Source organism: Streptomyces carpinensis (assembly GCF_002154505.1).
GTDB lineage: Bacteria > Actinomycetota > Actinomycetes > Streptomycetales > Streptomycetaceae > Streptomyces > Streptomyces carpinensis.
In genome coordinates, this window is record NZ_MUBM01000240.1 from 1 (window position 1) to 9,283 (window position 9,283).

A 9,283-nucleotide genomic window follows, 5' to 3' on the forward strand; every position below is an offset into this window, starting at 1 on the left:
CCGCGCCCATCCACGACCGGCGCAGGATGCCGGTCGTGGATGGGCGCGGCGATGGACGCGACGCCCTCCCAGGTCTCCTCCACGTCGGCCGCGTAGCCCCGCGCGCGCGTGAGGTCGAGGATGCGCTCGAAGGCCTCCACCTCGCACACCGTCCGGTCCGTGAACGCCTTGCGGTCGGCCTCCAGCGCCTCGCTGTGCGCGACGGGGTCGTACGCCGTCAGGACCTTGCCGAGGGCCGTGGAGTGCAGTGGCTGCATGGCCCCGATCTCCAGCACCTGCCGGCTGTCGTCCGGCCGGAAGACGTGGTGCACGATCAGCACCCCGTGCTGGTGCAGCACCCCCAGGTAGACGCTCTCCCCGCTGGATCGCGCCAGGTCGTCCGTCCACACCAGCGCGCGTGCCCGCAGCTCGTGCACGTCGAGGTACGTGGTGCCCAGGCGCAGCAGTTCCGCGCCCAGCTGGTAACGGCCGGAGGCGTCGTCCTGCTCGACGAACCCCTCCTGCTGGAGGGTGCGCAGTATGCCGTGGGCGGTGCCCTTGGCGAGGCCCAGGGATGAGGCGATGTCCGACAGTCCGAGCCGTCGTTCGCCGCCCGCGAGCAAGCGCAGCATCGCGGCCGCCCGTTCGAGCGACTGGATGTTCCGTGCCATCGCCGTCCTGCCTCCGTCCCCTTCGACCGCCGGCGGTCCGAGCTCATCTCCGCCGTTCGGCAATGTCGAACACTACCGGTCCATGTCGACTCTCCGCTAATGGTCGGTCGACACCTGTTACGTGCCGGGCCTCCCGGAGGCGGCCCGGCCGTCATCCTCGTCCGGGTGGTGGACGCCCTGACCATCGGGTGCCGGACACGGCTACCCTTGCGGCGTGCGCCCTCCTCGGGAAGCTCCGGTGTGAGCTGTCGCGAACCACCGGGGAAGGCGCAAAGCCGACAGCCGTCGCACCTCAAGGGAGCCCCTTCATGGCCTCGTTGCCGCCGACCCCTTCCGCCGACAGCCGGACCCGTGTGTCCGCCCTCCGTGAGGCGCTCGCCACCCGAGTGGTGGTGGCCGACGGAGCGATGGGCACCATGCTCCAGGCCCAGGAGCCCACGCTCGAGGACTTCCAGGACCTCGAGGGCTGCAACGAGATCCTGAATCTCACGCGGCCCGACATCGTCCGTTCGGTCCACGACGCCTACTTCGCGGCGGACGTCGACTGCGTGGAGACCAACACCTTCGGCGCGAACCACACCGCGGCGGCGGAGTACGAGATCTCCGACCGGGTGTACGAGCTGTCCGAGGCGGGCGCCCGCATCGCCCGCGAGGTCGCCGACGAGTACGCCGCCCGGGACGGCCGCACCCGCTGGGTGCTCGGCTCCATCGGCCCCGGCACCAAGCTGCCCACCCTCGGCCACGTCGGTTACCCCACGATCCGCGACGGCTACCAGGCCAACGCCGAGGGCCTCCTGGCGGGCGGCGCGGACGCGCTGATCGTGGAGACGACGCAGGACCTGCTGCAGACGAAGGCGTCGGTGCTGGGCGCCCGGCGGGCCATGGAGGCCTCCGGGGTCGAGGTGCCGCTGCTGGTGTCGATGGCGTTCGAGACGACCGGCACCATGCTGCTCGGCTCCGAGATCGGCGCGGCACTGACCGCCCTGGAGCCGCTCGGCATCGACATGATCGGCCTGAACTGCTCCACCGGCCCCGCGGAGATGAGCGAGCACCTGCGCTACCTCACCCGCCACTCCCGCATTCCGCTGCTGTGCATGCCGAACGCGGGACTGCCGGTGCTGACCAAGGACGGCGCGCACTTCCCGCTCGACCCGCAGGGCCTGGCGGACGCACAGGAGAACTTCGTCCGCGACTACGGTCTGTCGCTGGTGGGCGGCTGCTGCGGTACGACGCCGGAGCACCTGCGGCAGCTGGTGGAGCGTGTGCGGGGCCTGGCTCCGGTGGAGCGCAGCCCGCGTCCGGAGCCGGGTGCGGCCTCTCTCTACCAGACCGTTCCCTTCCGCCAGGACACGTCGTACCTGGCCATCGGAGAGCGGACGAACGCCAACGGGTCGAAGAAGTTCCGCGATGCGATGCTCGAGGGCCGCTGGGACGACTGTGTGGAGATGGCCCGGGACCAGATCCGCGAGGGCGCGCACATGCTCGACCTGTGCGTGGACTACGTCGGCCGCGACGGCGTCGCCGACATGGCCGAGCTGGCCGGACGCTTCGCCACCGCCTCCACGCTGCCGATCGTGCTGGACTCCACCGAGGTGGAGGTCATCCGGGCCGGCCTGGAGAAGCTCGGCGGCCGTGCGGTGATCAACTCGGTGAACTACGAGGACGGCGACGGCCCCGAGTCCCGGTTCGCCCGCGTCACCCGGCTCGCCCAGGAGCACGGCGCCGCGCTGATCGCGCTGACCATCGACGAGGAGGGCCAGGCCCGTACCGTCGAGCGGAAGGTGGAGGTCGCCGAGCGGCTGATCGCCGACCTGACCGGCAACTGGGGCATCCACGAGGAGGACATCCTCGTCGACTGCCTGACCTTCACCATCTGCACCGGCCAGGAGGAGTCCCGCAAGGACGGCCTGGCCACCATCGAGGGCATCCGTGAGCTGAAGAGGCGGCACCCGAAGGTGCAGACCACCCTCGGCCTGTCCAACATCTCCTTCGGCCTGAACCCGGCCGCGCGGATCCTGCTGAACTCCGTCTTCCTGGACGAGTGCGTCAAGGCCGGCCTGGACTCCGCGATCGTCCACGCCTCCAAGATCCTGCCGATCGCCCGCTTCGACGAGGAGCAGGTGCAGACGGCCCTCGACCTGATCTACGACCGGCGGTCCGAGGGCTACGACCCGCTGCAGAAACTGATGCAGCTGTTCGAGGGCGCCACCGCCAAGTCGCTCAAGGCCGGCAAGGCCGAGGAACTGGCCGCGCTGCCCCTGGAGGAGCGGCTGAAGCAGCGGATCATCGACGGCGAGCGCAACGGGCTCGAGGCGGACCTCGACGAGGCGCTCCAGACCCGCAGGGCCCTGGACATCGTCAACGACACCCTGCTGGACGGCATGAAGGTGGTCGGTGAGCTGTTCGGTTCCGGGCAGATGCAGCTGCCGTTCGTGCTGCAGTCCGCCGAGGTCATGAAGGCCGCCGTCGCCCACCTCGAACCGCACATGGAGAAGACCGACGAGGCCGGCAAGGGCACGATCGTGCTGGCCACAGTGCGCGGCGACGTGCACGACATCGGCAAGAACCTCGTCGACATCATCCTGTCGAACAACGGCTACAACGTGGTCAACCTGGGCATCAAGCAGCCCGTCTCGGCGATCCTGGAGGCCGCCGACGAGCACCGGGCCGATGTGATCGGCATGTCCGGACTGCTGGTGAAGTCCACGGTGATCATGAAGGAGAACCTGGAGGAGCTCAACGCCCGGGGACTCGCCGCGCGCTACCCGGTCATCCTGGGCGGTGCCGCGCTGACCAGGGCCTACGTCGAGCAGGACCTGCACGAGCTGTACGAGGGCGAGGTCCGCTACGCCCGGGACGCCTTCGAGGGCCTGCGGCTGATGGACGCGCTGATCGGCGTCAAGCGCGGGGTGCCCGGCGCCAAGCTGCCGGAGCTGCGGCAGCGGCGGGTGCGGACGACCGGCGTGGAGACCGAGGAGCAGCGGCCCGAGGAGGGGCACGTCCGCTCCGACGTGGCCACCGACAACCCTGTCCCGGAGCCGCCCTTCTGGGGCACCCGGGTGATCAAGGGCGTCCAGCTCAAGGAGTACGCGTCCTGGCTGGACGAGGGCGCCCTGTTCAAGGGCCAGTGGGGGCTGCGCCAGGCCCGCACCGGTGCCGGGCCGACGTACGAGGAGCTGGTGGAGACCGAGGGCCGGCCCCGGCTGCGCGGCCTGCTCGACCGGCTCCAGAGGGAGAACCTGCTGGAGGCGGCCGTCGTCTACGGCTACTTCCCGTGCGTGTCCAAGGACGACGACCTGATCATCCTGGACGAGCAGGGCAACGAGCGCACCCGCTTCACCTTCCCGCGCCAGCGCCGGGGCCGCCGGCTGTGCCTGGCGGACTTCTTCCGGCCGGAGGAGTCGGGGCAGACCGATGTGGTGGGCTTCCAGGTCGTCACCGTCGGCTCCAGGATCGGGGAGGAGACCGCGCGGCTTTTCGCGTCCGACTCCTACCGCGACTACCTCGAACTGCACGGCCTGTCGGTGCAGCTCGCCGAGGCGCTCGCCGAGTACTGGCACGCGCGCGTGCGGGCCGAGCTGGGCTTCGCCGGGGAGGACCCGGGCGACATCGAGGACATGTTCGCCCTGAAGTACCGCGGCGCCCGTTTCTCCCTCGGCTACGGCGCCTGCCCGGACCTGGAGGACCGCGCCAAGATCGCCGCCCTTCTGGAGCCCGAGCGGATCGGTGTCCACCTCTCCGACGAGTTCCAACTGCACCCGGAGCAGTCCACCGACGCGATCGTGATCCACCACCCGGAGGCGAAGTACTTCAACGCACGCTGAGACATCCCCCGAGACGGCCCTGAGACACCGCCTGGGACACCTCTTCGGAGCCCCTCGGCGTGAGGGCCGGGGGTGCGCCCCGGGCCCGTCGTACGCGTACCCGGGCACGTCCCGGGGCGCCATCCACGAGAGGCGCCCTCGGGGACTCTGAACAGGGGATGCCTCGCGCGGCGGGGTCCGAAAGAGGCGTTTGTCCCTTCCACGTCGTACACTGGTCGGTCCACTGCAGGCCGGTTCCCCATGTGGGAACCGGCCTGATCGTCCCTCAAGGAGGTACGCCGGATGACCAGTACGGTCCCCGCGCTCGGCACCCGTACGGCCGAAGGCTCTGCCCTGCAGGCCGTGCTCCTCGACATGGACGGAACCCTGGTGGACACGGAGGGCTTCTGGTGGGACGTCGAGGTGGAGGTGTTCGCAGCCCTGGGCCACAGGCTCGACGACGCCTGGAGACACGTCGTCGTCGGCGGCCCCATGACCCGCAGCGCCGGCTTCCTGATCGAGGCCACGGGCGCCGCCATCACCCTCGCCGAGCTCACGGTGCTGCTCAACCAGGGCTTCGAGGACCGCATCGACCGCACCCTGCCGCTGATGCCGGGCGCGGCGCGGTTGCTGGCCGAGCTGTCGGCGCACGAGATCCCCACCGCCCTGGTCTCCGCCTCCCACCGGCGCATCATCGACCGGGTCCTGACCTCGCTCGGCCCCCAGCACTTCGCTCTGTCGGTCGCCGGTGACGAGGTGGCGCGCACCAAGCCGTACCCGGATCCGTATCTGCTGGCCGCCACCCGCCTGGGGGCGGATCCGGCCAGGTGCGCGGTCGTCGAGGACACCGCCACCGGTGTGGCCGCGGCCGAGGCGGCCGGCTGCCGCGTGGTCGCCGTGCCCTCCGTCGCGCCCATCTCCCCGGCGCCCCGGCGCACCGTGGTCACCTCGCTGGAAGAGGTCGACCTCCCCTTCCTGCAGGGCCTGATGACGTATCTGGGCTAGGCCCTCTCCGCAGGTTCCGAGGCTCTCTCCCGGGCCCGTGTGTGCCAAGGTCCCGGTCCGCAGCGGCTCCAAGGCCCTGACCCGCGCGATGCCCCAAGGTCCTGACCCCTGCACCGGGCCACACGGCCGGTCCAGCCGGCGGATGGCCAGAACCCGATGCCTGCGCGTCGAGTTGATAGTGTGACGTTCGTCACTCATTGGGGGGTCGACAGGAGTGGCGGAGTGTGCAGTTCCCCCCTTGCGCGGCACGGGCCGGGCGCCTTTGTGTCCTGATTGATGAGAGGCTGCACGAATCATTCCAGTGGCGCGTTTTCAGTGCGTCCACACCTGATTCCGCTGCGTGATGGGGGCTCAACTCCGGTGGCCGCGAACCCTCCTGTGGGCGCGGACTAATCTCGTCGCGAGAACATCGCCCCCACCCCCGTGAACGGCCGCGCCAACCCTGCATGCCGGATACACGGACATGACAGCCCCTGGAGAAACTCGAGCATGAACCGCAAGACTTTGGTGCTGCCGGCCGTGGCCGGTCTGCTCGCGCCGGTACTCGCCGCCTGCGGCGGGTCCGACAGCGGCAGCAAGAGCGGCGACGCCATCGTCGTCGGCACCACGGACCGGTTCACCGCCACCCAGGACGCCCCAGCGCCCGTCGACCCGGCGTACGCCTACGACGTCGGCACCTGGAACATCCTGCGCCAGACGGTGCAGACGCTGATGATCCTGCCCAAGGGCGACGGCGACCCCGTGCCCGAGGCGGCCGAGAAGTGCGGATTCACCGACAGCGGCAACGAGCGCTTCGCCTGCACCCTGCGCGACGACCTGAAGTTCGCCAACGGCGACCGCGTCACCGCGGCCGACGTGAAGTACTCGATCGACCGGGCCCGCGCCATCAAGGCCGACAGTGGTGTGGCCGGCCTGCTGTCCACCATCGACACCGTCGAGACCCAGGGCGACCGCGAGGTCATCTTCCACCTCAACACCGCCGACGCCACCTTCCCGTACAAGCTGTCGACGCCGGTCGCCGGCATCGTCAACCCCAAGGACTACGAGAAGAACAAGCTGCGCGACGGCTTCGCGGTGGACGGCTCCGGTCCCTACACCATGAAGGCCGACGTCAAGAACGGCGAGATGGTCGACGCCGTCTTCACCAAGAACCCCAACTACAAGGGGACGTTGCAGCTCAACAACGACAAGGTGGAGATGCGTTCCTTCGCGGACGCGGACGCCATGGGCAACGCCCTGAACAAGGGTGACATCGACGTCATGACCCGCACGATGTCGCCGGAGCAGATCCAGAAGCTCTCCAACGCGAGCCAGGGCAACGTCGACCTCGTCGAGATGCCCGGCCTGGAAATCCGCTACCTGGCCTTCAACACCAACGCCCCGTCGGTGAAGGACAAGGCCGTGCGCCAGGCCATGGCCCAGGTCGTCAACCGCAGCGAACTCGTCTCCAAGGTCTACGGCACGCAGGCCGAACCGCTCTTCTCGCTGGTCCCCGCCACCATCACCGGCCACTCCAACTCGTTCTTCAACAAGTACGGCGACCCGAGCGTGTCCAAGGCCAAGTCGCTGCTGGCCAAGGCGAACATCACCACCCCGGTGAAGCTGACGCTGCATTACACGACGGACCACTACGGCCCGGCCACCAAGAAGGAATTCGAGATCCTTCAGCAGCAGCTCAACTCCAGCGGCCTGTTCGACGTCAGCATCGAGGGAACGCCCTGGGACAAGTTCCGCCCGGCGGAGCAGAAGGGCCAGTACGACGTCTACGGCATGGGCTGGTTCCCGGACTTCCCGGACGCCGACAACTTCCTGGCGCCGTTCCTCGACAAGGACAACTTCCTCGGCTCGCCGTACACCAACGGCGAGATCCGCAACACCCTGATCCCGCAGTCCCGGCGCGAGGCCGACCGCGGCTCCTCCAGCCTGACGGACATCCAGGACATCGTCGCCGGCGACGTCCCGGTGCTCCCGCTGTGGCAGGGCAAGCAGTACGTCGCCGCCCGCGACGACATCACGGGCACCGCGTACGCCCTCAACTCCTCCTCCACGCTGCAGCTGTGGATGCTCGGCCGCGGCGTGAGCGGCTGACGCCACACCGTCCGTACGACGAGGCGCCCCTCCCGGGACTCCCGGGAGGGGCGCCTCGCGTCGTGGTCGTGAGGAACGGCTGCGGCCGCGCCCGCTCGGCCCACCGCTCCTACTGCGCGCCGGGCCGCACCAGGCCGCTCTCGTACGCGTACACCGCGGCCTGCACGCGGTCGCGCAGCCCCAGCTTGGTCAGCACATGCCCGACATGCGTCTTGACCGTCGTCTCGCTGACGAACAGGTCCGCGGCGATCTCCGCGTTCGACAGCCCGCGCGCCACCAGCTTCAGCACCTCGACCTCACGCTCGGTGAGGGTGTGCAGGGTGTCCGGCACCGGCTCGTCCCCGGACGGCAGATGCGTGGCGTACTTGTCCAGCAGCCGGCGCGTGATGCTCGGTGCCAGCATCGCCTCGCCGGCCGCCACCACACGGATCGCCTGCACCAGCTCGTCGGCCGGAGCGTCCTTCAGCAGAAAGCCGCTCGCGCCCGCGCGCAGTGCCTCCACCACGTACTCGTCGAGGTCGAAGGTGGTCAGCACCAGCACCTTCGCGGGGCCGTCCCGCCCCGGCCCGGTGATCTGCCGGGTCGCCTCCACGCCGTCCATCCGCGGCATGCGGATGTCCATCAGCACCACATCGGGCTGCAGGGCCCGCACCTGGTCCAGGGCCTGCAGGCCGTCTCCGGCCTCGCCGACGACCGCGAGGTCCTGCTCCGCCTCCAGGATCATCCGGAACCCGGTGCGCAGCAGTGGCTGGTCGTCGACCAGTAGGACGCGGATGGCCACGTGAGTCTCCTTCGCTGGGCCCCTACTCCGGCCCCATTCTGCCCTGCACCTGCCAGGCAGCTCGGTCCAGGGGCAGCGGCAGCGGGTAGGGCGGGGGAGTGCCCCCGAACTCCGGGCAGTGGGCCCGGTGGTCGCACCAGCCGCACAGCTTCGTGGGGCGCGGGCGCCAGTCACCGGTCTCGGTGGCCAGCCGGATCGCCTCCCACAGCGCGAGCAGCTTGCGCTCCACCCGCTCCAGGTCGGCCGGGACCGGGTCGTACGTCAGCACGTCCCCGCTGCCCAGATACACCAGCTGCAACCGCCGCGGCACGATCCTCTTCAGCCGCCACACCACCAGGGCGTAGAACTTCATCTGGAACAGCGCGCTCTCGGCGTACTCCGGCCGGGGCGCCTTGCCCGTCTTGTAGTCGACGATCCGCACCTCGCCCGTGGGCGCCACGTCCACGCGGTCGATGATCCCGCGCAGCCTGAGCCCCGAGTCCAGCTCCGCCTCGACGAACAGCTCCCGCTCGGCCGGCTCCAGCCGGGTCGGGTCCTCCAGCGTGAACCAGCGCTCCACCAGCTGCTCCGCCTCCGCCAGCCAGCGGGCCAGCCGCTCGCCGTCCAGGTCGTCGGCGAACAGCTCCACCAGCTCCGGCCGCGACTCCCGCAGCCGGTCCCACTGGCCGGGGATCAGGGCCTTGGCCCGGGGCGCGGTCCGCTCCGCGGCGGGCGCGTCGAAGAGCCGCTCGAGCACCGCGTGCACCAGCGTGCCCCGCGTGGCCGCCTCGCTCGGCTTCTCCGGCAGCCGGTCGATCACCCGGAACCGGTACAGCAGCGGACACTGCATGAAGTCCCCGGCACGAGACGGCGACAGCGAGAGGGGCGGCGCGGCCACACGCACCGACGCGCCCACCTCCGTACCCGCGTCCTCGCCGTCGGCCTGGGTGGGGGCGGTCGTGCCGGCGCCGGCACGA

General features: G+C 70.2%; 6 protein-coding genes. 3 read left to right on the forward strand and 3 right to left on the reverse strand.

The features are described from left to right. A partial coding sequence (locus BZY54_RS29930; protein WP_107419851.1) for an IclR family transcriptional regulator occupies positions 1 to 650 on the reverse strand: 650 nt, incomplete at its 3' end. A gap of 308 nt (positions 651 to 958) precedes the next feature. Between BZY54_RS29930 and metH the strand changes: the two genes are divergently transcribed. From metH to BZY54_RS29945, 3 genes are all read left to right on the forward strand, one after another. Next, complete coding sequence (gene metH / locus BZY54_RS29935; protein WP_086728457.1) at positions 959 to 4,474, forward strand: methionine synthase; 3,516 nt, start codon at positions 959 to 961, stop codon at positions 4,472 to 4,474. A gap of 282 nt (positions 4,475 to 4,756) precedes the next feature. Next, complete coding sequence (locus BZY54_RS29940) at positions 4,757 to 5,458, forward strand: HAD family hydrolase (protein ID WP_086728458.1); 702 nt, start codon at positions 4,757 to 4,759, stop codon at positions 5,456 to 5,458. A 489-nt stretch (positions 5,459 to 5,947) separates the two neighbouring features. Beyond that, positions 5,948 to 7,546, forward strand: a complete 1,599-nt coding sequence (locus BZY54_RS29945) for an ABC transporter substrate-binding protein (RefSeq protein ID WP_086728459.1) — start codon at positions 5,948 to 5,950, stop codon at positions 7,544 to 7,546. Between the two features lie 109 nt (positions 7,547 to 7,655). Here the strand turns inward: BZY54_RS29945 and BZY54_RS29950 are convergent, their stop codons facing one another. Continuing rightward, complete coding sequence (locus BZY54_RS29950; protein ID WP_086728460.1) at positions 7,656 to 8,327, reverse strand: response regulator; 672 nt, start codon at positions 8,325 to 8,327, stop codon at positions 7,656 to 7,658. A gap of 22 nt (positions 8,328 to 8,349) precedes the next feature. After that, on the reverse strand, positions 8,350 to 9,283 hold a 934-nt coding region (locus BZY54_RS29955; RefSeq protein WP_425276329.1), incomplete at its 5' end, for a RecB family exonuclease.